This is a genomic window from Streptomyces violaceorubidus, from assembly GCF_000717995.1.
GTDB classification, from domain to species: Bacteria; Actinomycetota; Actinomycetes; order Streptomycetales; family Streptomycetaceae; genus Streptomyces; species Streptomyces violaceorubidus.
Map to the genome: position 1 here is coordinate 1 of NZ_JODM01000011.1, position 25,965 is coordinate 25,965.

Here is a 25,965-nt window from a genome sequence, read left to right on the forward strand (position 1 = left end):
GCCCGGTTACATTTCGAACCCGGAAGCTAAGCCTTACAGCGCCGATGGTACTGCAGGGGGGACCCTGTGGGAGAGTAGGACGCCGCCGAACAATTATTGAAAGGGCTGGTCCCGGAACTTCGGTTCCTGGACCAGCCCTTTTTTGTTCTCCGTCACTTCGAGTTCACGTTGCGGCCCGACCATCCCACATATGGGTACTGCAGCAATGCTCAGGGCCGCCGGCGTGGGCGTCGGTGACGAGGTCGTCGTACCTGCGTTCGGGAACGTGGAGGTCGCCGAGGCCGTGGCCCTGGTGGGCGCGTCGCCAGTCTTCGCCGACATAGATCCGGCGACCTACTGCTTGGACGCCTCTCTGGTGGAGGCGGCGCTGACGCCCAGGACCGCGGCCATCGTCGTCGTGCACCGGTTCGGGCGGCCGGCGGACATGGGGTCGCTGCACCGGATCGGGCAGCGGCACGGTCTGCTCGTGCTGGAGCGGGGCGAGTCCGAGGTGCCGTACGACGAGATAGCGCGGCGCAGGCAGCGGGCGGCCTACCTCGACGGGAAGTTGAGGGGCGTTCGGACCCCGGACGGGGGTGACGGGCACACCTACCAGCAGTACGTGGTGCGGGTGCCGGGGAACGGGCGGCCTGATCGCGACGCCTTCGCCCGCGCGGTGCGGGGGAGGGGTGTCGAGTGCCGGGTGCCGGTGAAGACGCCGGTGCACCGGATGCCTGGATTCCGGCGGTGTGTGTCCCTGCCGGAGACGGAGCGGGCCGTCGACGAGACGCTCGCGCTGCCGGTCGAAGCCGCCTTGACCAAGCGGGACATGCAGCGGATCGTGTCCGCCTGCAATGCGCTCGGTGGGCTGCTGCAACCCGCGTACTGAGGCAATGCCCGTGGTTGGGAGCACCGGCTTGTTCGGGGTATGATCTATTCCGTTGCCGCGAGGGAAACCTTGAAAAGCGACAGGCCCCTATAGCTCAGTCGGTAGAGCGTCTCCATGGTAAGGAGAAGGTCAACGGTTCGATTCCGTTTGGGGGCTCCAGTACAAAGGCCCCGCCCCATTGGGCGGGGCCTTTTGCATGCCCGCGCATGCCCTGGTCAGTCCGTGTGCGGCTCCGGGACACGCATCGCGAGGATCGCCATGTCGTCGGACGGGGCGTCGGACGCGAAGCGTTCCACCGCGCGCATGATGCGGGCGGCCACCGCGCCCGCCGTCAGGCCCGTGCAGGTCGTCAGGACGTCGGCGAGGCCGTCGTCGCCGAGCATGCGGGTGCCCTCGCGGCGTTCGGTGACGCCGTCCGTGACGCAGAGCAGGACGTCGCCCGGGTCGAGGGTGACCGTCTGCTCGTAGAGCTCCAGGTCCTCGATGACGCCGAGGAGGGGCTGCGGTTCGGCGGCGGGCTCGACCGTGCCGTCCTGGCGCAGGCGGAGCGGGAGCGGGTGGCCGGCGCAGACCACCTTCAGCTCGGCGCTGCCGTCCTCCTGCGGGCGCATCTCACCGTAGAGCAGCGTGAGGAAGCGGCTGCGGGCGCCCTCGTCGAGGATGGCGGAGTTGAGGCGCTCCAGGACCTCCGGGCCGCTGAGGCCCTCGCGGGCCAGCAGGCGCAGGGCGTGCCGGGCAAGGCCCGTGACGGCCGCCGCGTTGGGGCCCGTACCGCAGACGTCGCCGATGGCGAAGCCGTAGGCGTCGTCGCTGATGGGGAAGAGGTCGTAGAAGTCGCCGCCGACCTCGTTGCCCTCGCCCGCCGCGCGGTAGATGACGTCGACCTCGACGCCCTCCACGACGGGCAGTTCGGGGGGCAGGAGGCTGCGCTGGAGGGACTGGCTGATGGCCGTGCGCTCCGAGTACAGCCGGGCGTTGTCCAGGGCCAGGGCGGCCCGGCGGGACAGGTCCTCGGCGAGTTCGAGGATCTCCTGGCGGAAGTGGTCGTCGGTGGGCTTGCCCAGGGTGAGCATGCCGATGACGCGGTTGCGGGCGACCAGCGGCAGGACGACGGTCTCGCCGCCGACCGCGGAGGCCGTGGCGAGGGTCGGGCCGATGCCGGTGCTCACCGGCTGGGGCGCGCCGCCGCTGAGGCCGAGGTCGCGCATGGAGGTGCGCAGCGCCGCCTGGTGGGCCATCTCGGCGGGAGCCGTCCACACGCGGGCGCCCGGGGTGGGCACCGGGTCGGGCGGGGCGATCTTCGACAGCAGGGACTTGATGCCGTCGATGAGCTCCTCGTCCTCGTGCAGGACATAGGACAGGTACGGGTCCGAGGACTGGTCGGCGATGGTGTAGACGGCGCACCAGGTGGCCAGCGTCGGGACCGTCATCTGGGCCATGAGGGCCAGCGTCTGGTCGCGGTCGAGGGTGCCGGCGAGGAGGTCGGAGGCCTCGACGAGGAAGCTGAGCGAGCCGCGGCGCAGCCGCTCCAGCTCGCCCAGGCGGGCCGACTCGACGGCCAGCGCGATCCGGTCGGCGGCGAACTGGAGGCGCAGCGCCTCCTCGTTGGAGTACCGGCCGGGCGCCTCGGCGGCGACGCCTAGGGAGCCGGTGAGGCGGCCCTCGACCTTGAGGGGGACGGTGACGACCGAGCGCATGCCCGTGCTGTTGAGCAGCGGGACGGCGCCGGGGACGGACTCGAGGTCGTCGTGGACGGCGGGCATGCGCGCCGAGCCGTAGCGGCCGGGTCCCGCCTCGACGGGGACGCGGGCGAAACGCTGCCGGGCGGAGGGCAGGCCGGTGGAGGCGCGGACCTCCAGCTCCGTTTCGTCGTCGGTCGCCAGGAGCAGGAAGGCTGCGTCGGCGTCGAGCATGTCGCGAGCGCGTTCGACCGTGCGCTGGAGGAGACCGTCGAGGTCGTCCGGGGCCGGTGAGCCGATGAACACCTCGAAGGGGTCCGCGCTCTGGCCCTCGCCGGACGAGGAGTCGGAGGCCGGTACGCGCAGCGGGGTCTGCAGCACCGCGCGTTCGTGGTCGCGCACGAGCAGGCAGACCGTGGAGGGCTCGCCGTCGGCGTCGCGGACGCGCAGGTGGGAGGCGTAGACCGGGGTGACACGGCCGTTGGCGCCCCGCATGCCGTAGCTGCCCTCCCAGCGGGAGAGCTGGAGTGCCTCGGCGATGCCGGTGCTGGTGCCGGGGGTGTGCGGCCAGGCGGCGAGGTCGGTCAGGGGCTTGCCGGTGACCTGGTCGGCGGAGTAGCCGAAGAGCTCCTCCGCGTCCTCGTTCCAGGAGGTGACCGTGCCGCCGCGGTCGATCTGGACGACGGCGACGCGGACCCGGCCGTCGGCGAGCGGCAGCAGGGAGGCCGGGAGGGAGGGGCCGGCCGCGCGGGTGCCGACCGGACGCTCCGGCAGGTGGAGGTGGAACCAGACGTTCTTCAGGGTGGGGGTGTACTCGACGCCCCAGCGGTCGGCCAGGGCCGCGCACAGCTGGAGCCCGCGGCCGCCCTCCCGGTCGGGGCTGCCCATGTCGGCGGGGGAGCCCTGGAGGGGGACCTCGCGCTCGGGGTAGTGGTCGGCCACTTCGATCCGTACGCCGTCGTCGCTGCGCAGGCACAGGACGTCGGCGGTGGTGCCGGCGTGGACCACGGCATTGGTCACCAGCTCGCTGGTGAGCACCACGGCGTCGTCGACGATGTCGGCATGGCCCCAGCCCTGGAGCGTGTCGCGGACGAAGGACCGGGCGCTCGCCACGGATCGTCCGACGGGCTCGAAGCTGGCGGCCGCGCGCGCGGTGATCACAGAACTCCTCGACCCTCTCTCCCCGTGCACGGCCTCCTGGCCGAGCGGCTCGCGCCGCTGCTGCGGCAGTCCACCCGTCGGCCCGGGATCCGGGGGCTGCTCCCCCGGGATCAGTCCGGTGGTCATTCCGGCCGCCCCTCCGATGCCCGCTCGTCTCCGTGCCACCGCCCAGACCGGACGGGACCGGTTCGGCTGGACAGCCGTATGCAAGGTTACTTACCTTCGCCGTCCATCCGGAGGCCGGTCTGCAGTGTTTCCGCCCAGAGGGTGTGCGGACGATGTGCGAAGCTGCCGAACTGTTATGGCCTGGTTCGGCCGGGGTGAAACACTGGGCAAGCTGCTTGTGAAGGTCCGGGCAGGTGAATGCGCGCCGAGTCGGGTGGGCAGCAGCCCTGGAAGCGGTCCGGCGCGCCGGGCCGGACCGCCCGGCATCACGGGAAACAAGCGGAAGGAACCGGTCCGCCGAGCCTTGGCGGCCGGGCACAGCGGTATCGGTCGACCCCTGCGGGAGGGACACAGTGGAGTCTGGCGCAGCGACGCGGGCCACGAAGACGCGCGCGAAAGGCGGACAGTCCCTGAGTAACCAGGGCTCGTCGCGGGGTGGCGGGGCGCGGAGCGGCAGTACGACGGTGGACACGGCCGCGCTGAACCGGCTGCTCGCGGCGCTGGTGTCCATGCGCGAGGGGAACTTCCGCCGTCGGCTCACGGTGTCCGGCGACGGCGTGATGTCGGAGATCGCGGCGGTCTTCAACGAGGTGGCCGACCGCAATCTGCACCTCACGGGTGAGCTGGCCCGGGTGCGGCGCGTGGTCGGGCGCGAGGGAAAGCTCACGGAGCGGCTGGAGACCGGGGCCTGCGAAGGGTCCTGGGCGGCCGCGATCGACCACTCGAACGCGCTGGTGGACGACCTCGTACGGCCCGTCTCCGAGGTCAGCCGGGTGCTCTCGGCGGTGGCGGACGGTGATCTGTCGCCCCGCATGGAGCTGCGGACGCAGAACGACGAGGGCACCGGGCAGCCGCTGCGCGGCGAGTTCCTGAAGGTCGGCCGGACCGTGAACAACCTGGTCGACCAGTTGTCGACGTTCACGGACGAGGTCACGCGGGTGGCCAGCGAGGTCGGCACCGAGGGCAAGCTGGGCGGTCAGGCCCGGGTGCGCGGAATGTCCGGGTCGTGGAAGGACCTGACGGACTCCGTCAACACGATGGCGTACCGGCTCACCGCGCAGGTGCGGGACATCGCGCTGGTGACGACGGCGGTGGCCAAGGGTGACCTGTCCCGGAAGGTCACGGTGCACGTGGCCGGGGAGATGCTGGAGCTGAAGAACACCGTCAACACGATGGTGGACCAGCTCCTGGCGTTCTCGTCCGAGGTGACGCGGGTGGCCCGTGAGGTGGGCACCGAGGGCGCTCTGGGCGGGCAGGCGCAGGTGCCGGGCGTGGCCGGGGTGTGGAAGGAGCTGACCGACTCCGTCAACACCATGGCCGGGAACTTGACGGCCCAGGTGCGGGAGATCTCGCACGTCACGACGGCGGTCGCCAACGGTGACCTGTCGAAGAAGGTGACGGTGCCGGCCCGCGGCGAGGTCGCGCAGCTCGCCGAGACGATCAACCAGATGACCGAGACGCTGCGGATCTTCGCGGACGAGGTCACGCGGGTGGCCAACGAGACCGGTGGTGAGGGGCAGCTCGGCGGCCAGGCGAACGTGCCGGGCGCGGCCGGCATCTGGAAGGACCTGACGGACTCCGTCAACACCGTCTTCCGGAACCTGACCACTCAGGTGCGGGACATCGCCGCGGTCACGACCGCCGTGGCCAGCGGTGACCTGTCGCAGAAGGTCACGGTGGACGTGGCCGGGGAGATGCTGGAGCTGAAGAACACCGTCAACACGATGGTGGACCAGCTCTCCGCCTTCGGTGCCGAGGTCACGAGGGTGGCCCGTGAGGTCGGTGTCGAGGGCGAGCTGGGCGGGCAGGCGCAGGTGCCGGGGGCGGCGGGGACGTGGAAGGACCTGACGGACTCCGTCAACACCGCGTTCCGCAACCTCACCGGACAGGTGAGGAACATCGCCCAGGTGACGACGGCGGTGGCCAACGGCGACCTGTCGCAGAAGGTCACCGTGGACGTCTCCGGCGAGATGCTCCAGCTGAAGAACACCGTCAACACGATGGTCGACCAGCTCTCCAGCTTCGCCGGCCAGGTCACGCGGATGGCCCGGGACGTGGGCACGGAGGGCCGCCTCGGCGGTCAGGCCCGGGTCGACGGCGTGTCGGGTACCTGGAAGGAGCTGACGGACTCCGTCAACTCCATGGCCGGCAATCTGACCTCCCAGGTGCGCAACATCGCGCAGGTGACGACGGCGGTGGCGCGCGGTGACCTGTCCCAGAAGATCGACGTGGACGCGCGCGGCGAGATCCTGGAGCTGAAGAACACCATCAACACGATGGTGGACCAGCTCTCCAGCTTCGCCGAACAGGTCACCCGGGTCGCCCGCGAGGTGGGCACGGAGGGCCGCCTCGGCGGTCAGGCGCAGGTGCCCGGGGTCGCCGGTGTGTGGCGGGACCTGACCGACTCGGTGAACGGCATGGCCGGCAACCTCACCGCGCAGGTGCGCAACATCGCGCAGGTCGCGACGGCGGTGGCGCGCGGTGACCTGTCCCAGAAGATCACCGTGGACGCGCGCGGGGAGATCCTGGAGCTGAAGAACACCCTGAACACGATGGTGGACCAGCTGTCGTCGTTCGCCCAGGAGGTCACGCGCGTCGCGCGCGAGGTGGGCACCGAGGGCATCCTCGGCGGCCAGGCCGAGGTGCAGGGCGTCTCCGGCACATGGAAGGACCTCACGCAGTCCGTGAACGGCATGGCCAACAACCTGACCATGCAGGTGCGCAACATCGCCGAGGTGACGACCGCGGTCGCCAAGGGCGACCTGTCGAAGAAGATCACCGTCGACGCCAAGGGCGAGATCCTCGAACTGGTCACCACCGTCAACACCATGGTGGACCAGCTGTCGTCCTTCGCCGAGCAGGTCACGCGGGTGGCCCGCGAGGTGGGCACGGAGGGCATCCTCGGTGGTCAGGCGAGTGTGCCCGGCGTCGTGGGCATCTGGAAGGACCTCAACGACAACGTCAACCTGATGGCCAAGAACCTCACGGTCCAGGTGCGGAACATCTCCCAGGTGGCCGCGGCCGTTGCCAACGGCGACCTGACGCGGACGGTGACGATCGAGGCGCGCGGCGAGGTCGCGCAGCTCGCGGACACCTTCAACACCATGGTGCGGACGCTGCGGTCCTTCGCCGACCAGGTGACCAAGGTGGCCCGCGAGGTGGGCACCGACGGCATCCTGGGCGGCCAGGCGCAGGTGCCGGGTGTGTCGGGGACGTGGAAGGACCTCACCGAGTCGGTGAACCAGATGGCGTCCAACCTGACCGGTCAGGTGCGCAACATCGCCATGGTCACCACGGCGATCGCCAAGGGCGACCTGACCAAGAAGATCGACATCGACGCGCGCGGCGAGATCCTGGAGCTGAAGACGACCATCAACACGATGGTGGACCAGCTGTCGTCCTTCGCCGAGGAGGTCACCCGCGTCGCCCGCGAGGTGGGCACGGAGGGGCAGCTCGGCGGTCAGGCACGCGTGCGGGACGTCGACGGCACCTGGCGCGACCTGACGGAGTCGGTGAACGAGATGGCGGGGAACCTCACCCGGCAGGTGCGGGCCATCGCGCGGGTGGCGACCGCGGTGACGCGCGGCGACCTGAACCTGAAGATCGACGTGGACGCCTCCGGGGAGATCTCGGAGCTGCAGGACTACATCAACAAGATGATCGCCAACCTGCGCGACACCACGATCGCCAACAAGGAGCAGGACTGGCTCAAGGGCAATCTGGCCCGGATCTCCGGACTCATGCAGGGCCGCCGCGACCTCCAGGACGTGGCCTCGCTGATCATGAGCGAGCTGACGCCGGTGGTCTCCGCGCAGCACGGGGCGTTCTTCCTCGCGATGCCCCTGGTCGACGGCCAGGAGCAGGCGGGTGCCGAGGGCGACGCGTACGAGCTGCGCATGCTCGGGTCGTACGGCTACTCGATGGGCTCCATGCCCACCTCCTTCCGGCCGGGGGAGGCGCTGGTCGGCACGGCCGCCCAGGAGAAGCGCACGATCCTCGTGGAGAACGCGCCGACCGGTTACCTGAAGATCTCCTCCGGGCTCGGCGAGGCCCCGCCCGCGCAGGTGATCGTGTTGCCGGTGCTGTTCGAGGGGCAGGTGCTCGGTGTCATCGAGCTGGCGTCGTTCACGCCGTTCACCCACATCCAGAAGGACTTCCTGAACCAGATCGCCGAGATGATCGCGACGAGCGTCAACACCATCTCGGTGAACACCAAGACGGAGGTCCTGCTGAGCCAGTCGCAGGAGCTGACCGAGCAACTGCGGGAGCGGTCGGAGGAGTTGGAGCAGCGGCAGAAGGCGCTCCAGTCGTCCAACGCCGAACTGGAGGAGAAGGCAGAGCTGCTGGCGCAGCAGAACCGCGACATCGAGGTGAAGAACACCGAGATCGAGGAGGCGCGGCAGGTCCTGGAGGAGCGCGCCGAGCAGTTGGCGGTCTCCATGCGCTACAAGAGCGAGTTCCTGGCCAACATGTCGCACGAGCTGCGTACGCCGCTCAACTCGCTGCTGATCCTGGCCAAGTTGCTCGCCGACAACGCCGACGCGAACCTCACCCCGAAGCAGGTCGAGTTCGCCGAGACGATCCACGGAGCCGGTTCCGACCTGCTCCAGCTGATCAACGACATCCTCGACCTGTCGAAGGTCGACGCGGGGAAGATGGACGTCTCCCCGACACGCATCGCCCTGGTCCAGCTCGTGGACTACGTGGAGGCCACCTTCCGGCCGCTGAGCGCGGAGAAGGGCCTGGACCTGTCGGTGCGGGTGTCGCCGGGACTGCCCGCCACCATGCACACCGACGAGCAGCGGCTGCTCCAGGTGCTGCGCAACCTGCTGTCCAACGCGGTGAAGTTCACCGACTCGGGCTCAGTCGAGCTGGTCATCCGGCCGGCCCGGGACGAGGTGCCGCGGGCCATCCGGGAGCAGTTGCTGGAGGCCGGTTCGGTGAACGACCCGGACGCCGAGCTGATCGCGTTCTCCGTGAGCGACACGGGCATCGGGATCGCGGCCAGCAAGATGCAGGTGATCTTCGAGGCGTTCAAGCAGGCCGACGGCACCACGAGTCGCAAGTACGGCGGTACGGGCCTCGGGCTGTCCATCTCGAGGGAGATCGCGCAGCTGCTCGGGGGTGAGATCCACGCGCAGAGCGAACCGGGCCGCGGATCGACCTTCACGCTCTACCTGCCGCTGCACCCGAGCGAACTGCCCCCGCACGGCTACCAGCAGCCGCTGCCCTCCGCGGAGGCCGGTGAGGGGCCGACGTCCTCGGGTGCCGCGGGCGAGGTCGCGGGCACGGAGTTCCAGGCGCCGGCCGAGGTCAAGTCGTACCAGGACTCGCAGAACGGTGCGGCGGCGCTGTTCCGGCGCCGGCGCAAGTCGGCCGCGGACAACGAGGAGCGGCCCGAGCCGCAGGAGCGGCAGCCGGGCGCCGGGCGGGAGTCGGAGTCGGCACCGCACGCGCACCGGGGCATCCGGTTCGGCGGGCAGAAGGTGCTGATCGTCGACGACGACATCCGCAACGTCTTCGCCCTGACCAGCGTCCTGGAGCAGCACGGTCTGTCCGTGCTGTACGCCGAGAACGGGCGCGAGGGCATCGAGGTCCTGGAGCAGCACGAGGACGTGGCGGTCGTCCTGATGGACATCATGATGCCGGAGATGGACGGCTACGCGACGACCACGGCGATCCGCCGGATGCCCCAGTTCGCCGGTCTGCCGATCATCGCGCTGACCGCGAAGGCGATGAAGGGCGACCGGGAGAAGGCGATCGAGTCCGGAGCCTCCGACTACGTGACCAAGCCGGTCGACCCCGACCACCTGCTGGAGGTCATGCAGCAGTGGATGCGCGAGGAGTGAGCGCGGGGACCCGGTGACGGTGGCCGGGACCGGTGGCGGTGGCGGGACCGGGGGCGGGGGCCCGGCGGGAAGCGGCGGGTACGTTCGGACCCGGGGCCCGTAGTACGTTCGGGCACGGTGGCCTCGTACGTACGGGCACCTTCCGTGCGGTTCGCCCGGGTGGTGTGCGAACGTGGGGTGTGTGTGCACGGCGGGAACCTTCGGAGCCCACGCGCAGTCGCTGACTCAGCGTGCCCGAAGCCGTGTAGGAGTACGGGATTCGGGGAACCTTCTGGTCTCCCGCCGCGTTTCTGCTACGAGCACAGTGACATCACGGTGACAGGGTGTGGCGACAGGCGGGGTGCGGCTACGATGACCGGCACAAGGACGGACGGCGCAAGGGAGCCGTCCCACGGGGCGGCACCCGCCGGTGCCGTGCCGAGTCCTGTGGACAGGGGAGGCCCCACGCCGGGGCGAGGAGGGCGGGCCATGGTGCAGAAGGCCAAGATCCTCCTGGTCGATGACCGGCCGGAGAATCTGCTGGCGCTGGAGGCGATCCTCTCGGCGCTCGATCAGACGCTGGTGCGGGCATCGTCCGGGGAGGAAGCGCTCAAAGCACTGCTCACGGACGACTTCGCGGTCATCCTGCTGGACGTCCAGATGCCGGGCATGGACGGTTTCGAGACCGCCGCGCACATCAAGCGGCGAGAGCGGACCCGGGACATCCCGATCATCTTCCTCACCGCGATCAACCACGGCCCGCACCACACCTTCCGCGGGTACGCGGCGGGCGCGGTGGACTACATCTCCAAGCCGTTCGACCCCTGGGTGCTGCGGGCCAAGGTCTCGGTCTTCGTCGAGCTGTACATGAAGAACTGCCAGCTGCGTGAGCAGGCGGCGCTGCTGCGGCTCCAGTTGGAGGGCAACGGCAAGGCGGAGGCCGGCGAGGCCAAGGAGCCCGCGGGGCTGCTCGCCGAGCTGTCGGCGCGGCTGGCGGCCGTGGAGGAGCAGGCGGAGGCGCTGTCCAAGCAGCTCGGCGACGAGTCGACGGACGCGGCCGCGGTGGCGACGGCAGCCCATCTGGAGCGCAAGCTCACCGGGCTGCGGCGGGCGCTGGACGCCCTGGAGCCGGGCACGTCCGGAGGCCAGGCCGCCGTCAACTGACGCCGCGAGCGCCCTCTGCTGCCCGCGAGTCCCGCCCGGGCGGTCCGCGTGGCCGCCCGTGCGGTGTTCTGTGAGTGCTTGTCAGGGGCTGTGGTGGAAGCGTCAGTTCCGTCCCGGCGCGGGGGCGACACGAACGGGTGAAGCGGTAGGCACACGTGTCGACCGCCGTCTCCCCCGGTAACCTCACAACCATGGCCTCACGTCCCTCCGCAGCCAAGAAGCCGCCCGCGAAGAAGACGGCCGCTCCCGCGAAGGGCCCTGCCAAGAAGGCCGCGGTGAAGAAGCCGCCCGCGAAGAAGGCGCCCGCCAAGAAGGCCGCGGCGAAGAAGCCCGCGCCCAAACCGGCTCCGAACCCCACCGGGGGCGTGTACCGACTGGTGCGCGCCCTCTGGCTGGGCCTCGCGCACGCAGTGGGCGCGGTCTTCCGCGGTATAGGGCAGGGCGCCAAGAACCTCGACCCGGCCCACCGCAAGGACGGCGTCGCCCTGCTGTTGCTCGGCGTCGCCCTGATCGTCGCCGCGGGCACCTGGGCCGACCTCAGGGGACCCGTCGGCGACCTCGTCGAGATCCTCGTGACCGGCGCCTTCGGCCGCCTCGACCTGCTGGTGCCGATCCTGTTCGGCGCCGTCGCCGTACGCCTGATCCGGCACCCCGAGAAGCCCGAGGCCAACGGACGGATCGTGATCGGCCTGTCCGCGCTCGTCATCGGGGTGCTGGGCCAGGTGCACATCGCCTGCGGCTCGCCGGCCCGCAGTGACGGCATGCAGGCCATAAGGGACGCCGGCGGTCTCATCGGCTGGGGCGCGGCGACCCCGCTGTCGTACACGATGACCGACGTGCTGGCCGTGCCGCTGCTCGTGCTGCTCACCGTCTTCGGGCTGCTCGTCGTCACGGCCACCCCGGTCAACGCGATTCCGCAGCGGCTGCGGCAGCTCGGGGTGCGGCTCGGTGTGGTCAGCGACCCGGAGGCGGACGCGTTCACGGACGACGACGAGCGCTACGACGAGCAGTGGCGCGAGGCGCTGCCCGCCCCGTCCCGCAGGCGCGGGGCGCCCGCCGCCGAGCCCTACGACCCCGACGCGGCCGAGCAGGAGGCGCTCAGCCGGCGCCGCGGCAGGCCCCGGCGGTCCGCGGTGCCCCAGCCCGAGATGAACCGTCCGATGGACGCCGTGGACGTCGCCGCGGCGGCCGCCGCTGCGCTCGACGGCGCCGTACTGCACGGGATGCCGCCCTCGCCGCTGGTCGCCGATCTCACCCAGGGCGTGAGCACGGGGGACCGCGAGTCCACGACCCCGACGCCCACACCCGTGCCGGCCGCGCGGCCGCAGCCGGGGAAGCTCAGGAAGGACGCCGCCGAGGCGCCCGCACAACCGCCGACGGGGGGCGCGGTCCCGGACCTGACCAAGACGCCGCTGCCCAGGGAACGGGACCTGCCGCCGCGCGCCGAGCAGCTCCAGCTCTCCGGCGACATCACCTACGCGCTGCCCGCGCTCGACCTCCTCACGCGCGGTGGTCCCGGCAAGTCCCGCAGCGCCGCCAACGACGCCATAGTGGCCTCGCTGACCACCGTCTTCACCGAGTTCAAGGTCGACGCCGCCGTCACCGGCTTCACCCGCGGACCGACGGTCACGCGCTACGAGGTCGAGCTCGGTCCCGCCGTGAAGGTCGAGCGGATCACCGCGCTGACCAAGAACATCGCGTACGCCGTCGCCAGCCCCGACGTGCGGATCATCAGCCCGATCCCCGGCAAGTCCGCGGTCGGCATCGAGATCCCCAACACCGACCGGGAAATGGTCAACCTCGGGGACGTGCTGCGCCTCGCCGAGTCCGCCGAGGACGACGACCCGATGCTGGTCGCCTTCGGCAAGGACGTCGAGGGCGGCTACGTCATGCACTCGCTGGCGAAGATGCCGCACATGCTGGTGGCCGGAGCCACCGGTTCCGGCAAGTCGTCCTGCATCAACTGCCTGATCACCTCGATCATGATGCGGGCGACCCCGGAGGACGTCCGGATGATCCTGGTCGACCCCAAGCGCGTCGAGCTGACCGCGTACGAGGGCATCCCGCACCTGATCACGCCGATCATCACCAACCCGAAGCGGGCCGCCGAGGCGCTCCAGTGGGTCGTGCGCGAGATGGACCTGCGCTACGACGACCTCGCCGCCTACGGCTACCGGCACATCGACGACTTCAACCGCGCGGTGCGCGAGGGCAAGGTCAAGCCGCCCGAGGGCAGCGAGCGCGAACTCCAGCCGTACCCGTACCTGCTGGTGATCGTGGACGAGCTGGCCGACCTGATGATGGTCGCGCCGCGGGACGTCGAGGACGCGATCGTGCGGATCACCCAGCTCGCGCGTGCGGCCGGCATCCACCTGGTGCTCGCCACCCAGCGGCCGTCCGTGGACGTCGTCACCGGTCTGATCAAGGCCAACGTGCCCTCGCGGCTCGCCTTCGCCACCTCCTCGCTCGCCGACTCCCGGGTCATCCTCGACCAGCCCGGCGCCGAGAAGCTCATCGGCAAGGGCGACGGCCTCTTCCTGCCGATGGGCGCGAACAAGCCGACCCGTATGCAGGGCGCGTTCGTGACCGAGGAGGAGGTCGCGGTCGTCGTCCAGCACTGCAAGGACCAGATGGCGCCGGTCTTCCGGGACGACGTCACCGTGGGCACCAAGCAGAAGAAGGAGATCGACGAGGACATCGGCGACGACCTCGACCTGCTGTGCCAGGCGGCCGAGCTGGTGGTCTCCACGCAGTTCGGATCGACCTCGATGCTCCAGCGCAAGCTGCGCGTCGGCTTCGCGAAGGCCGGGCGGCTGATGGACCTGATGGAGTCGCGGAGCATCGTCGGGCCGAGCGAAGGCTCGAAGGCTCGTGACGTCCTGGTGAAGCCTGACGAGCTGGACGGCGTGCTCGCGGTGATCCGGGGGGAGTCCGAAGGGTAGGGGCGGGTAGACGAAGGTTCCGCCGACAGGGGGTCACGAGGGCCGGGCGGCCCATCGTGACTCACCCGTTAGGGACCATTGAGCAACCGTTTCCCCAGGCCCTACGTCAAGTTGAGGGAAGTGACAAACAGGTAGTCCACCATCGGAGTGCCGGGCCATTCCGATGGCGTAAAGGTCGTACCGCCCGCTTGCCCCACCCGTTTGCACCCCCCCTAGACTGAACGCCCAGCACAGGCGGCTAAACGCTCGAAAGGCGCCCCCGTGTCCAACGGCAACTCCCCCGAAGACGAGCGTCCGATCGAAGACGTGTCCCACGAAGTCCCCGCGGACGTTTCCGAGGAAGCCCGCCCCTCCGTCGGCCGCGCCCTCAAGCAGGCCCGGATCGCCGCGGGGCTGACCGTCGACGACATCACCACCGCCACCCGCGTCCGCATCGCCATCGTGCACGCCATCGAGGCGGACGACTTCGCGCCCTGCGGCGGCGACGTCTACGCGCGCGGTCACATCCGCACCCTGGCCAAGGCCGTCGGGCTCGACCCCGCCGAGCTGCTGGCGCAGTTCGACGCCGAGCGCGGCGGGCGCCCGGCGCCGACGCCGACCGCGCCCCTGTTCGAGGCGGAGCGCATCCGTCCCGAGCGGCGCGGACCCAACTGGACCGCCGCCATGGTGGCCGCGATCGTCGCCGTGATCGGTTTCGTCGGCTTCACGTTCGTCAAGGGCGGCGACGACGGCGGCAACGAGGCGAGCGTCGCCGAGGGGGCCCAGCCGTCGTCCGGCGAGTCCGCCTCGTCGAGCGCCAGGCCCGAGAAGCCCGCCGACCCCGAGCCGCAGCCGAGCGACAGCGCCATCGCCGCCGCGCCCGCGGACAAGGTGACCGTGAAGGTCAGCGCCACCGAGGGCCGCAGCTGGATCTCCGCCCAGGACCACAACGGCCGGCTGCTCTTCGACGGACTGCTCAAGCAGGGCGACTCCAAGACCTTCCAGGACAACGAGAAGGTCAAGCTCGTCCTCGGCGACGCCGGAGCCATCCAGCTCTACGTCAACGGCAAGAAGATCGAGGACGACTTCCAGCCCGGCGCCGTCGAGCGCCTCACGTACACCAAGGGCGACCCGCAGGTCGGATAGGCGACCCGCAGGTCGGATGGGGGACGCGGGGGACATGCCGGGACGGGGTTGGCCGGGATCGGCCAACCCCTTCGACATGGGCCGTCGGCGGGACGAAGTAGTCTTGAGCCCATGCCTGAAAGCCGTACCGTCGCACTCGTCACCCTTGGCTGCGCCCGTAACGAGGTGGACTCGGAGGAGCTCGCCGGCCGTCTGGAGGCGGACGGCTGGAAGCTCGTCGACGACGCCGAGGAAGCGGACGTCGCCGTCGTGAACACGTGCGGCTTCGTCGAGGCCGCCAAGAAGGACTCCGTGGACGCCCTCCTGGAGGCCAACGACCTCAAGGGCCACGGAAGAACGCAGGCCGTCGTGGCGGTGGGCTGCATGGCCGAGCGGTACGGCAAGGAGCTGGCCGACGCCCTCCCGGAGGCCGACGGCGTCCTCGGCTTCGACGACTACGCCGACATCTCCGACCGCCTGCAGACCATCCTGAACGGCGGCATCCACGCCGCGCACACCCCGCGCGACCGGCGCAAGCTGCTGCCGATCAGCCCCGCCGAGCGCCAGGAGGCCGGAGCTGCCGTCGCCCTGCCGGGCCACGGTCCGTCCGACCTCCCCGAGGGCGTCGCCCCCGCCTCCGGGCCCCGCGCGCCTCTGCGCCGCCGTCTGGACGGCTCCCCGGTCGCCTCGGTGAAGCTGGCCTCCGGCTGCGACCGGCGCTGCTCCTTCTGCGCCATCCCGTCCTTCCGCGGCTCCTTCATCTCGCGCCGCCCGAGCGACGTGCTGAACGAGACGCGGTGGCTGGCCGAGCAGGGCGTCAAGGAGATCATGCTGGTCTCCGAGAACAACACCTCGTACGGCAAGGACCTCGGCGACATCCGGCTGCTGGAGTCGCTGCTGCCCGAGCTGGCCGACGTCGACGGCATCGAGCGGGTGCGGGTCAGCTACCTCCAGCCGGCCGAGATGCGCCCCGGCCTGATCGACGTGCTCACCTCCACCGAGAAGGTCGTGCCCTACTTCGACCTCTCCTTCCAGCACTCCGCGCCGAACGTGCTGCGCGCGATGCGCCGCTTCGGTGACACCGACCGCTTCCTGGAACTGCTGGACACCATCCGGAGCAAGGCGCCCGAGGCGGGCGTGCGCTCCAACTTCATCGTCGGCTTCCCCGGCGAGACCGAGGCGGACCTCGCCGAGCTGGAGCGGTTCCTGAACCATGCCCGGCTGGACGCCATCGGCGTCTTCGGCTACTCCGACGAGGAGGGCACCGAGGCGGCGACCTACGGCGACAAGCTGGACGAGGACGTCGTCGCCGAGCGGCTGGCGCACGTCTCCCGCCTCGCCGAGGAACTGGTCTCGCAGCGGGCCGACGAGCGCGTCGGCGCGACCGTGCGGGTACTCGTCGAGTCCGTGGACCCCGCCGACGAGGGCGACGGCGTGCGCGGCCGCGCGGAGCACCAGGCGCCCGAGACGGACGGCCAGGTGCTGCTCACGAGCGGCGAGGGCCTGAGTGTCGGTCGTATGGTCGACGCGAAGGTGGTCGGTACGGAGGGTGTCGACCTGGTGGCCGAACCGCTGCTGGGATCGCCCGAGTGGAGTGAGGAGGCCGGCAGATGACCGGAGTCCCGGCGTCCGCGGCGGGTGGCTCCTCCAGTGCGCGCAGGACCGGCCCGCGCGGCGCCTCGGGCGCGGCCCAGGAGCCGGATGAGCGCACGAGTCCGGGAGACGCGGTGGACCGGGGCACGGCGGAACGGGGCGCGACCGAGGGCGGAGCGACCGGGCGCGGTGGCAAGATCGCGGCCGCGGCCGTCAACCAGGCGAGCGTCTGGAACGTCGCCAATCTGCTGACGATGCTCCGGCTGCTCCTCGTGCCGGCCTTCGTCGCCCTGATGCTCGGCAACGGCGGGTACGACCCGGCCTGGCGCTCCTTCGCCTGGGCCGCCTTCGCCATCGCCATGATCACCGACCTCTTCGACGGTCACCTGGCGCGCACCTACGACCTCGTCACCGACTTCGGGAAGATCGCCGACCCCATCGCCGACAAGGCGATCATGGGCGCGGCGCTCATCTGCCTGTCCGCGCTGGGCGACCTGCCGTGGTGGGTGACGGCCGTCATCCTCGGCCGGGAACTCGGGATCACCGTCCTGCGTTTTGTGGTCATCCGGTACGGAGTCATCCCCGCGAGCCGGGGCGGCAAGCTCAAGACGCTCACCCAGGGCATCGCCGTCGGCATGTACGTCCTGGCGCTGACGGGGCCCCTGGCCACCCTGAGGTTCTGGGTGATGGCCGTGGCGGTCGTCCTGACCGTGGCGACCGGACTGGACTATGTGAAGCAGGCCATCGTGCTGCGCCGCCGGGGAATCGCCGAACGCAGAGCGGCGTTGAAGGAGACGGAAGTTTGAGTTCCACGGCCGCCGACGTGGTGCGACTACTCACAGTCAGGGGCGAGACCCTCGCGGTCGCCGAGTCACTGACCGGTGGGATGGTCGCCGCCGCGCTCACGGCGGTCCCCGGGGCGTCCAAGGCCTTCCGGGGCTCCGTCACCGCCTACGCGACGGAACTGAAGCGGGAGCTGCTCGGCGTCGACGGCGAGCTGCTCGCGGCGCGCGGGGCCGTGGATCCGCAGGTCGCCGCCCGGATGGCGGCAGGTGTGCGCACGGCGCTGGGCGCCGACTGGGGCATCGCGACGACGGGTGTCGCCGGTCCCGACCCGCAGGACGGGCAGCCCGTGGGCACGGTCTTCGTGGCCGTGGACGGGCCTTTCGGGGCCGAACAGGGTTGCGCCGATGGCGGAAAAGTGGAGGCGCTGCGGTTGAACGGCGACCGCGCGGAAATTCGTATGGAGAGTGTACGGAGCGTACTCGCACTTCTTTTGAGGGAGCTTGCGAGCGAACAGACCGGGAATGAGCGGGCACAGGATACGGAACGGAACGGGGGGTTTTGATGTTTGCAGCCCTGAGTGAACACGACATCGCTCCCCGCACGGCCGCGGCGCGAGGCGGTACGGTGGGGCGTGAAGGATGCGGTAACACGGTCCGAGGAGGGAGCCACCGATGATTCTGCTCCGTCGCCTGCTGGGTGACGTGCTGCGTCGGCAGCGCCAACGCCAGGGCCGTACTCTGCGCGAAGTCTCCTCGTCCGCCCGAGTCTCACTCGGCTATCTCTCCGAGGTGGAGCGGGGGCAGAAGGAGGCTTCTTCCGAGCTGCTCTCCGCCATCTGCGACGCGCTGGACGTACGGATGTCCGAGCTCATGCGGGAAGTGAGCGACGAACTCGCCCTCGCCGAGCTGGCCCAGTCCGCTGCGGCGACGCCCAGCGAGACCGTACCGGCACCGGTGCGTCCGATGCTGGGTTCCGTCTCGGTGACCGGCGTGCCACCGGAACGGGTGACCATCAAGGCGCCCGCCGAGGCAGTGGACGTCGTCGCCGCCTGAGCGTCCGAGAACGTGTGCGTGTGAGGCCCCGGCCGGGGTCGCTCCGGGAGACCGGAGGGACGAGGCCGGGGCTTTCGCGTGCCTGGGTGCGTCCCTGCGTGCGTCTCCGGGTGCGGGTGCGTCTCCGGGTGCGGGTGCGTGTGAGGTCGCGTGGGCGCCGTCGGTGGTGCGCCGCCCGTTTGCCGGTCGGTGGGGGTGCGGTCATCGTGGAAGGTGATGGCCGGGGGGCGAACCGACGGAGGCGTGGATGTACGTCGTGAAGAGCCCGTTGTCCGACGCGGACCTGAAGACCGTCTCGGAGGCGTTGCAGGGAGCCCTCGTCGACCTGGTCGACCTGGCCCTGGTGGCGAAGCAGATCCACTGGAACGTGGTCGGCCCGCGCTTCCGCTCCGTACATCTCCAGCTGGACGAACTGGTCGGCACCGCCCGCACGCACTCGGACACCGTGGCGGAGCGTGCCTCGGCGCTGGGCGTCCCCCCGGACGGGCGGGCCGCCACGGTCGCCGTCGGCAGCGGCATCGACGTGACTCCCGAGGGCTGGGTGAACGACACCACCGCCGTACAGACCATCGTGGACGCGTTGGGCGCGGTGATCGGGCGGATGCGCGAGCGGATCTCGGCGAGCGGTGACCCCGACCCCGTGAGCCAGGACATCTTCATCCAGGTCACGGCCGATCTCGAGAAGCAGCACTGGATGTTCCAGGCCGAAAACGGATGACGCGGGATGGCTCCGGCGCGGACGGCTCGCCGGGCGGTCGCGCTGGGTCTCGGTGTGCTGTGGTGGTGGGCCGTGCTGCGCCTGGCGCTGGAGCCCGGCGCCGGGGTGATCGAAGGGGCGGTCGCGGTCGGCGGCTGGGGGCTGAGTGTGCTGCCGGTGCACTGTGTGCCGCGACGCCGGGCCGCGGGGGCGCTGGGCGCGGGACGGTGGCGCCGGGCCCTGCGCGGGCCGGAGCGGAGCCCGGTCCCGAACCGCCCGGACGGGCGCTGATCTGCGCCGACCCGGGCGCCGCAGAAGCACGTCGCGGTACTGGAGCGGGCCGGCGGCGTGGTCAGGGAACGCCGCGGACGGGTGCGGCGGAGTCCGACCTGCTCGCCCAGGGACAGGAAGCCGCACCCGGAACGCCCCGACCCACGGAAGGACAGAGCCGATGAGTGTCACCAGCCTGGACAAGGACCTGGACAACCTGACCCTCACCCTGGTCGCCGACTTCGCGGCCCCCGCCGAACGGGTGTGGCAGCTGTGGTCCGATCCCCGGCGACTGGAGCGCTGGTGGGGACCGCCGGCCTACCCGGCGACGGTGGAGGAGCACGACCTGACCCCGGGCGGGGACGTCACGTACTTCATGACCGGCCCGGAGGGCGAGAAGTACCGCGGCTGGTGGCGGGTCGCCACGGTCGACGCCCCGAGGTCGCTGGAGTTCACCGACGGGTTCGCCGACGAGGACGGGGTGCCGAACGCCGCGATGCCGACGACCGCGAACCGGGTCACGCTCACCGAGAGCGCGGGCGGCACCCGGATGGAGATGCGGGCGGTCTTCGACACCAGGGAGCAGATGGACCAGCTCATGACGATGGGCATGGACGACGGCCTGCGCGAGGCGGCCGGTCAGATGGACGCCCTGCTCACCGCCGGCTGAACCGCCCCGCGACTTCCCCGGCGGCTTCCTCAGCGCCTTGTGCGGGCCCCCGCGCCGCGGCTCGGACGCGGTGACGGGCCGCGCTGGCAGGCCGGGCACCAGTAGGTCGGGCGCTCGCGGGAGCCGTCGCCCTGGTCGGCCACCCGGACCGAGGTGCCGCAGCGCAGGCAGGGACGGGGTGCCCGGCCGTACACGAACAGGTCCTGGCCGCGCAGGCCCGTGGTGCGGCGGACCGGGCGGTCTCGGTTGGTCTCCAGGAGCTTCTTCGCGAGCGTGGGCAGCAGCGCGGCCCGATCGGCGGGCAGCTCGCCGACCGGCAGCCAGGGCGTGACGCCGAGCAGGAAGCACAGCTCGCTCTTGTAGACGTTGCCGATACCGGCGAGATTGCGCTGGTCCAGCAGGGCCTCGCCGAGCGGGCGGGCCGGGTCCGCGCACAGGTTGTCCAGGGCCCGCGCCGGGTCCCAGTCGGGCCCGAGCAGGTCGGGGCCGAGATGCCCGACGGCACGCTGCTCGTCGGCGGTGCGCAGGATGTCCAGCACCGGGAGACGGTAGCCGACGGCGGTGCGGTCGGCGGTGCCGAGGACCACCCGGATCTGGTGCGCGGGGCCGCCGCTCCAGCGCTGACCGGGCGCGAACACCTTCCAGGAGCCGTCCATGCGCAGGTGCGAGTGGACCGTCAGGCCGCCCTCGACCCGGGTGAGCAGGTGCTTGCCGCGCGGGGTGACGTCCAGGACGGTGCGGCCGGTGAGGTCGACGGTGGCGTACCGGGGGACGCGGAAGTCGCTCCGGGTCAGCACCTTGCCCGCGAGGGCGTCGTGCAGCCGTCGCGCTGCCTGCCAGACCGTGTCTCCTTCGGGCATGGCTCAAGGGTGACAGGGTCACGCCCTGATGCGCAGGCCGCGCGGGGTGGCGATGAAGCCGGCTCCCTCCAGGAGAGGGCCGAAGGGAGAGGTCAGGGCCGCCGTGCCGTTGACGCGCTCCACCGTGACCGTGCCGAGGGAACCGGCGCGGGCCGCCTCCGCGAGGGCCTCGGCGGCGGCCCGCAGACGCGGGTCCTCCGTGGGCGGCCGGTCGGGGTCGGAGGGCCACAGCAGGAGGGTCTTGCCGCCGCGCTCCATGTAGAGCGCCGGTTCGCCCTCGACGAGCACCACCAGGGAGCCCGCCTTGCGGCCGGGCTTGTGCGTCGCACCGGTGGGCGGCTCGGGCCAGCCGAGGGCCGCACCGTACGCGTTCGCCGGGTCGGCGGCGGCCAGGACGACGGCCCGCGGACCGGTGGCGCCACGGCCGCGAAGGCCGGGGGATCCGGCGTCGTACAGGCCGCGCCGGCCCTGGAAGCCCTCGTGCGCGCCGCTCCCGCGCGGGCCCCCGGCGCCCGGCTCGGCGTAGTCGCGAGGCGAGATGTAGTCCCCCCGGGAGGGCGAACGGCCCAGGTGGTCGGGGTCGGCGAAGACGTCGTCGAAGGGTGCCGGGCCTCCCGGGTGTCCCTGGGATCCCGGACCTCCCCGGCCGCCTCCTTGGTCGCCCGGGGCGAAGTCGGCGAAGGGGTCCGGGGCGGCGTCGGGGCCTCCTGCGCCGCTGGACGCGGTGTCGCCGAAGGGGTCCAGGGGGCCGAGCGGGCCGAGGGGACGGTGGGGGAAGTCGCCGGCCGCTTCGGCGGAGGCGTCGGGCGCGGGCCGGTTCACGGAGCCGTCGCGGGTGAACTCCTCCGGTCCGGCCGGGCCGTCGCCGCGCTCGCGGGCGTTGGCCACCGCGCGCAGCCGGTCCACGGCACCCTCCATGGCGAACTGCGCCGCCCCGAGCCCCTCCACCACGTACCCGCGCCGGGCCTGGCCGCTCTCCTCGAACGCGGCCAGGATCCGGTACACCGCCGAGAAGCCGCCCTCGACGCCCTCCGCGGCGACGGCGCCGCGGGTCACCACGCCGTGCCGGTCGAGGAGCGAGCGGGCCAGGGCGTGGGCCCGCACCGTGCCGTCGGCCTCGCGGGCCGGGAGCAGCGACCAGCGGCCCGCCACCGTCGGCGGACCGGTGCGGGACGCCGGGCGGGCGGCGGCCGTCAGCGAGCCGTACCGGCCGCGGGGCACCGCGCGCTTGGCACGGTGGGCCGTGGAGCCCGCGGTGCGCCCGGAGCCCAGCAGGGAGCGCAGGGGCGCGAGCGTGTCGTTCGTCAGCCGTCCGGACCAGGCCAGGTCCCACAGGGCGTCGGCCAGCTGCGGATCGGTGGCCTCCGGGTGGGTGGTGGCGCGGACCTGGTCGGCGATCTGGCGGAAGAACAGGCCGTACCCGCCCGAGAGAGCGGTCAGGACGGACTCGTGCAGGGCGGTCGTCTCCAGGGGATGCGGCGGCGGCAGAAGCAGCGGGGCCGCGTCCGCGAGGTAGAGGGAGACCCAGCCGTCCTTGCCGGGCAGCGAACCCGCTCCGGCCCACACCACCTCGCCGGCGGCCGTCAGCTCGTCCAGCATGGCGGGGGAGTAGTTGGCCACGCGGGAGGGAAGGACCAGCTTCTCCAGGGCGGAGGCGGGCACGGAGGCGCCCTGCAACTGCTCGACGGCGCGCACCAGCCCGTCGACGCCCCGCAGCGTGTGACCCTTGCCGATGTGCTGCCACTGGGGGAGGAACTGACCGAGCGCGGCCGGAGCCACCGGCTCCAGCTCGTGCCGCAGCGCGGCCAGGGAACGGCGGCGCAGCCTGCGCAGGACGGTCGCGTCGCACCACTCCTGGCCGATGCCGGCCGGATGGAACTCGCCCTGCACGACCCGCCCCGCCCCCGCGAGCCGTTGCAGGGCGCCCTCGGTGACCGCCACGCCCAGACCGAAGCGGGCCGCCGCGGTGACCGAGGTGAAGGGGCCGTGGGTGCGGGCGTGGCGGGCGAGGAGGTCGCCGAGCGGGTCCTTGACCGGCTCGGTGAAGGCCTCCGGCACCCCGACGGGCAGTGCCGTGCCCAGCGCGTCGCGCAGTCGGCCCGCGTCCTCGATCGCCGCCCAGTGGTCGGCACCGGCGATCCGCACCCTGATCGCGCGGCGGGCCGCGGCCAGCTCGAGTGCCCACTGCGGCTCGGCGCCCCGCTCGGCCAGCTCCGCGTCCGTCAGCGGGCCGAGCACCCGCAGGAGGTCGGCGACGCCCTCGGCGTCCTTGATGCGGCGGTCCTCGGTGAGCCACTGCAGCTCGCGCTCCAGCTCGGTGAGGACCTCCGCGTCGAGCAGTTCGCGCAGCTCGGCCTGGCCGAGCAGCTCCGCCAGCAGCCGCGAGTCCAGGGACAGGGCGGCGGCCCGGCGCTCGGCGAGCGGTGAGTCGCCCTCGTAGAGGAACTGGGCGACATAGCCGAAGAGCAGGGAGCGGGCGAAGGGGGACGGCTCGGGGGTGGTGACCTCGACCAGGCGGACCTTGCGGGCCTCCAGGTCGCCCATCAGCTCGACCAGGCCGGGTACGTCGAAGACGTCCTGGAGGCACTCGCGGACGGCTTCCAGGACGATCGGGAACGAGCCGTACTCGCTGGCCACCTCCAGCAGCTGCGCGGCGCGCTGGCGCTGCTGCCACAGCGGGGTGCGCTTGCCCGGGCTGCGGCGCGGCAGCAGCAGCGCGCGGGCGGCGCACTCGCGGAAGCGGGACGCGAACAGCGCCGAGCCGCCGACCTGGTCGGTGACGACCCGGTCGACCTCGCCCTTGTCGAAGACGACGTCGGCCGCGCCGACGGGAGCCTTCTCCGCGTCGTACTCGAGGCCCGGCTTCGCGGGGTCCTGGTCGAGGAAGTCCAGGCCCATGAGGTCGGCGTCGGGCAGGCGCAGCACGATGCCGTCGTCGGCATGCATGACCTGGGCGTCCATGCCGTACCGCTCGGTCAGCCGGGCGCCCAGGGCGAGGGCCCAGGGGGCGTGGACCTGGGCGCCGAAGGGGGAGTGGACCACGACCCGCCAGTCGCCCAGCTCGTCCCGGAAGCGCTCGACGACGATGGTGCGGTCGTCGGGGACGTGACCGCAGGCCTCGCGCTGCTCGTCGAGGTACGACAGCACGTTGTCCGCGGCCCAGGCGTCCAGACCCGCGGTGACCAGGCGCAGCCGGGCGTCCTCCTTGGACAGGGCGCCGACCTCCCGCAGGAACGCGCCCAGCGCGCGGCCCAGCTCCAGGGGGCGGCCCAGCTGGTCGCCCTTCCAGAACGGCAGCCTGCCCGGCACGCCCGGCGCCGGGGAGACCAGGACCCGGTCGCGCGTGATGTCCTCGATCCGCCAGGAGCTGGTGCCCAGCGTGAAGACGTCGCCCACGCGGGACTCGTACACCATCTCCTCGTCCAGCTCGCCGACCCGGCCGCCGCCCTTCTTCGGGTCGGCGCCGGCCAAAAACACCCCGAAGAGCCCGCGGTCGGGGATCGTGCCCCCGGACGTCACGGCGAGCCGCTGGGCCCCCGGGCGGCCGGTGACCGTGCCGGCGATCCGGTCCCACACCACGCGCGGGCGCAGCTCGGCGAAGGCGTCGGAGGGATAGCGGCCGGCGAGCATGTCCAGGACGGCGGTGAAGGCCGACTCGGGGAGCGAGGCGAAGGGCGCGGCGCGGCGGACGGTGGCGAGGAGGTCGTCGACCTGCCAGGTGTCCAGCGCGGTCATCGCCACCAGCTGCTGAGCCAGCACGTCCAGCGGGTTGGCGGGGATCCTCAGGGCTTCGATGGCGCCGCTGCGCATGCGCTCGGTGACGACGGCCGACTGCACCAGGTCGCCGCGGTACTTCGGGAAGACCACGCCGGTGGAGACCGCGCCGACCTGGTGCCCCGCGCGGCCGACGCGCTGGAGTCCGGAGGCCACGGAGGGCGGCGACTCGACCTGGACCACCAGGTCGACGGCGCCCATGTCGATGCCCAGCTCCAGGCTGGAGGTCGTGACGACGGCGGGCAGCCGGCCCGCCTTGAGGTCCTCCTCCACGAGGGCGCGCTGCTCCTTGGAGACCGAGCCGTGGTGGGCGCGGGCGATCACGGGCGGGGCGCCATGGGCGGCGCCCGAGCCGCCCATCAGGTCGGCGGGGGAGTGGTGCTCGTCCAGGGGCTCGCCGGTGGCCCGCTCGTACGCGATCTCGTTGAGCCGGTTGCACAGGCGCTCGGCCAGCCGCCGGGAGTTGGCGAAGACGATCGTGGAGCGGTGCGACTGGACCAGGTCGGTGATCCGCTCCTCGACGTGCGGCCAGATCGACGGGCGCTCCGCGCCCTCGTTGCCGTCCGCGACCGGGGAGCCGCCCAGCTCGCCGAGGTCCTCGACCGGGACGACGACGGACAGGTCGAACTCCTTGCCCGACTTGGGCTGGACGATCTCGACCCGGCCGCGCGGGGCGAGGAAGCGGGCGACCTCGTCCACCGGGCGCACCGTCGCGGACAGACCGATGCGGCGGGCCGGCTTCGGCAGCAGCTCGTCCAGCCGCTCCAGGGTGAGCGCGAGATGGGCGCCGCGCTTGGTGCCGGCGACCGCGTGCACCTCGTCCAGGATCACCGTCTCGATGCCGGTCAGCGCGTCGCGCGTGGCCGACGTCAGCATCAGGAACAGCGACTCCGGGGTGGTGATCAGGATGTCCGGCGGCCGTGTGGACAGGGCGCGGCGCTCGGCGGCCGGGGTGTCGCCGGAGCGGATGCCGACCTTGACCTCGGGCTCGGGCAGGCCGAGGCGCACGGACTCCTGGCGGATGCCGGTCAGGGGGCTGCGGAGGTTGCGCTCGACGTCGACAGCCAGGGCCTTGAGCGGGGAGACGTACAGGACGCGGCAGCGCTTCTTGGGGTCGGCGGGCGGGGGCGTCGAGGTCAGCTGGTCCAGCGCGGCGAGGAAGGCGGCCAGCGTCTTGCCCGACCCGGTGGGGGCGACCACCAGCACGTCCGAACCCTGGGAGATGGCCTGCCACGCGCCCGCCTGGGCGGAGGTGGGCACGGAGAAGGCCCCCGTGAACCAGCCGCGGGTCGCGGGTGAGAAGCCGTCCAGGGCTCGGTGTGCGGAGCTGACCATGGATCCATCGTGCACCC

General features: G+C 71.9%; 15 protein-coding genes, 1 tRNA gene and 1 rRNA gene. 14 read left to right on the plus strand and 3 right to left on the minus strand.

Translation table 11 applies throughout. From position 1 onward, the window contains the following. From rrf to IE94_RS0115995, 3 genes are all read left to right on the plus strand, one after another. A 5S ribosomal RNA gene (gene rrf, locus IE94_RS37195) occupies positions 1 to 91 on the plus strand; the annotation flags it as partial. 114 nt (positions 92 to 205) lie between these two features. Further along, positions 206 to 868: a DegT/DnrJ/EryC1/StrS family aminotransferase gene (locus IE94_RS0115990; RefSeq protein ID WP_030184276.1), complete on the plus strand. Its 663-nt coding sequence runs from the start codon at positions 206 to 208 to the stop codon at positions 866 to 868. 83 nt (positions 869 to 951) lie between these two features. Then, positions 952 to 1,027: transfer RNA gene (locus IE94_RS0115995), tRNA-Thr, on the plus strand. A 56-nt stretch (positions 1,028 to 1,083) separates the two neighbouring features. Here IE94_RS0115995 and IE94_RS0116000 read toward each other — a convergent pair. Beyond that, positions 1,084 to 3,834, minus strand: coding sequence for a SpoIIE family protein phosphatase (locus IE94_RS0116000; RefSeq protein WP_030184279.1), 2,751 nt, complete (start codon positions 3,832 to 3,834; stop codon positions 1,084 to 1,086). Between the two features lie 392 nt (positions 3,835 to 4,226). On the opposite strand from IE94_RS0116000, the gene IE94_RS0116005 reads away from it, so the two are divergent. The 11 genes from IE94_RS0116005 to IE94_RS0116055 all read left to right on the plus strand — a co-directional run bounded on the left by IE94_RS0116005 (position 4,227) and on the right by IE94_RS0116055 (position 19,979). Then, positions 4,227 to 9,722, plus strand: coding sequence for a HAMP domain-containing protein (locus tag IE94_RS0116005; RefSeq protein WP_030184281.1), 5,496 nt, complete (start codon positions 4,227 to 4,229; stop codon positions 9,720 to 9,722). Positions 9,723 to 10,190: 468 nt separating this feature from the next. Next, complete coding sequence (locus IE94_RS0116010) at positions 10,191 to 10,865, plus strand: response regulator (RefSeq protein WP_030184283.1); 675 nt, start codon at positions 10,191 to 10,193, stop codon at positions 10,863 to 10,865. Between the two features lie 191 nt (positions 10,866 to 11,056). Then, a complete protein-coding gene (locus tag IE94_RS0116015) occupies positions 11,057 to 13,807 on the plus strand; it encodes a DNA translocase FtsK (protein WP_030184286.1) in 2,751 nt (916 codons plus the stop codon). 261 nt (positions 13,808 to 14,068) lie between these two features. Beyond that, positions 14,069 to 14,932 carry a helix-turn-helix domain-containing protein gene (locus tag IE94_RS0116020; protein WP_030184289.1) on the plus strand — a complete coding sequence of 288 codons (864 nt, stop codon included), beginning with the start codon at positions 14,069 to 14,071 and terminating at the stop codon, positions 14,930 to 14,932. Between the two features lie 111 nt (positions 14,933 to 15,043). After that, positions 15,044 to 16,525 carry a 30S ribosomal protein S12 methylthiotransferase RimO gene (rimO, locus tag IE94_RS0116025; protein ID WP_030184291.1) on the plus strand — a complete coding sequence of 494 codons (1,482 nt, stop codon included), beginning with the start codon at positions 15,044 to 15,046 and terminating at the stop codon, positions 16,523 to 16,525. Further along, positions 16,522 to 17,310 carry a CDP-diacylglycerol--glycerol-3-phosphate 3-phosphatidyltransferase gene (gene pgsA, locus IE94_RS0116030; protein ID WP_030184292.1) on the plus strand — a complete coding sequence of 263 codons (789 nt, stop codon included), beginning with the start codon at positions 16,522 to 16,524 and terminating at the stop codon, positions 17,308 to 17,310. Before rimO ends, pgsA begins: the two co-directional genes overlap by 4 nt. Continuing rightward, positions 17,307 to 17,852: a CinA family protein gene (locus IE94_RS0116035; protein WP_030184294.1), complete on the plus strand. Its 546-nt coding sequence runs from the start codon at positions 17,307 to 17,309 to the stop codon at positions 17,850 to 17,852. Before pgsA ends, IE94_RS0116035 begins: the two co-directional genes overlap by 4 nt. Positions 17,853 to 17,961: 109 nt before the next feature. Continuing rightward, positions 17,962 to 18,342 carry a helix-turn-helix domain-containing protein gene (locus IE94_RS0116040; protein WP_007387871.1) on the plus strand — a complete coding sequence of 127 codons (381 nt, stop codon included), beginning with the start codon at positions 17,962 to 17,964 and terminating at the stop codon, positions 18,340 to 18,342. 247 nt (positions 18,343 to 18,589) lie between these two features. Beyond that, entirely contained in the window at positions 18,590 to 19,060 is a 471-nt protein-coding gene (locus tag IE94_RS0116045) for a Dps family protein (protein WP_030184297.1), read from the plus strand. Positions 19,061 to 19,066: 6 nt separating this feature from the next. Further along, positions 19,067 to 19,330 carry a hypothetical protein gene (locus tag IE94_RS0116050; RefSeq protein WP_030184299.1) on the plus strand — a complete coding sequence of 88 codons (264 nt, stop codon included), beginning with the start codon at positions 19,067 to 19,069 and terminating at the stop codon, positions 19,328 to 19,330. Between the two features lie 160 nt (positions 19,331 to 19,490). Continuing rightward, positions 19,491 to 19,979, plus strand: a complete 489-nt coding sequence (locus IE94_RS0116055; RefSeq protein ID WP_030184302.1) for an SRPBCC family protein — start codon at positions 19,491 to 19,493, stop codon at positions 19,977 to 19,979. A gap of 29 nt (positions 19,980 to 20,008) precedes the next feature. Here IE94_RS0116055 and IE94_RS0116060 read toward each other — a convergent pair whose 3' ends face one another. Together IE94_RS0116060 and IE94_RS0116065 are read right to left on the minus strand one after the other, a co-directional pair. Then, complete coding sequence (locus tag IE94_RS0116060) at positions 20,009 to 20,839, minus strand: DNA-formamidopyrimidine glycosylase family protein (protein WP_030184304.1); 831 nt, start codon at positions 20,837 to 20,839, stop codon at positions 20,009 to 20,011. An 18-nt stretch (positions 20,840 to 20,857) separates the two neighbouring features. Next, the gene (locus IE94_RS0116065) at positions 20,858 to 25,948 is read right to left on the minus strand and encodes an ATP-dependent helicase (RefSeq protein WP_030184306.1); all 5,091 of its coding nucleotides are present in this window, start codon (positions 25,946 to 25,948) and stop codon (positions 20,858 to 20,860) included. Positions 25,949 to 25,965: the final 17 nt, after the last annotated feature.

Excerpts from the sequence above, each read along its gene's own strand:
- IE94_RS0115990 (WP_030184276.1), top strand. The coding sequence starts at position 206 with ATGCTCAGGGCCGCCGGCGTGGGCGTCGGTGACGAGGTCGTCGTACCT.
- IE94_RS0116000 (WP_030184279.1), bottom strand. The coding sequence starts at position 3,834 with ATGACCACCGGACTGATCCCGGGGGAGCAGCCCCCGGATCCCGGGCCG.
- IE94_RS0116010 (WP_030184283.1), top strand. The coding sequence starts at position 10,191 with ATGGTGCAGAAGGCCAAGATCCTCCTGGTCGATGACCGGCCGGAGAAT.
- IE94_RS0116015 (WP_030184286.1), top strand. The coding sequence starts at position 11,057 with ATGGCCTCACGTCCCTCCGCAGCCAAGAAGCCGCCCGCGAAGAAGACG.
- rimO (WP_030184291.1), top strand. The coding sequence starts at position 15,044 with ATGCCTGAAAGCCGTACCGTCGCACTCGTCACCCTTGGCTGCGCCCGT.
- pgsA (WP_030184292.1), top strand. The coding sequence starts at position 16,522 with ATGACCGGAGTCCCGGCGTCCGCGGCGGGTGGCTCCTCCAGTGCGCGC.
- IE94_RS0116040 (WP_007387871.1), top strand. The coding sequence starts at position 17,962 with ATGATTCTGCTCCGTCGCCTGCTGGGTGACGTGCTGCGTCGGCAGCGC.
- IE94_RS0116045 (WP_030184297.1), top strand. The coding sequence starts at position 18,590 with ATGTACGTCGTGAAGAGCCCGTTGTCCGACGCGGACCTGAAGACCGTC.
- IE94_RS0116050 (WP_030184299.1), top strand. The coding sequence starts at position 19,067 with ATGGCTCCGGCGCGGACGGCTCGCCGGGCGGTCGCGCTGGGTCTCGGT.
- IE94_RS0116055 (WP_030184302.1), top strand. The coding sequence starts at position 19,491 with ATGAGTGTCACCAGCCTGGACAAGGACCTGGACAACCTGACCCTCACC.
- IE94_RS0116060 (WP_030184304.1), bottom strand. The coding sequence starts at position 20,839 with ATGCCCGAAGGAGACACGGTCTGGCAGGCAGCGCGACGGCTGCACGAC.
- IE94_RS0116065 (WP_030184306.1), bottom strand. The coding sequence starts at position 25,948 with ATGGTCAGCTCCGCACACCGAGCCCTGGACGGCTTCTCACCCGCGACC.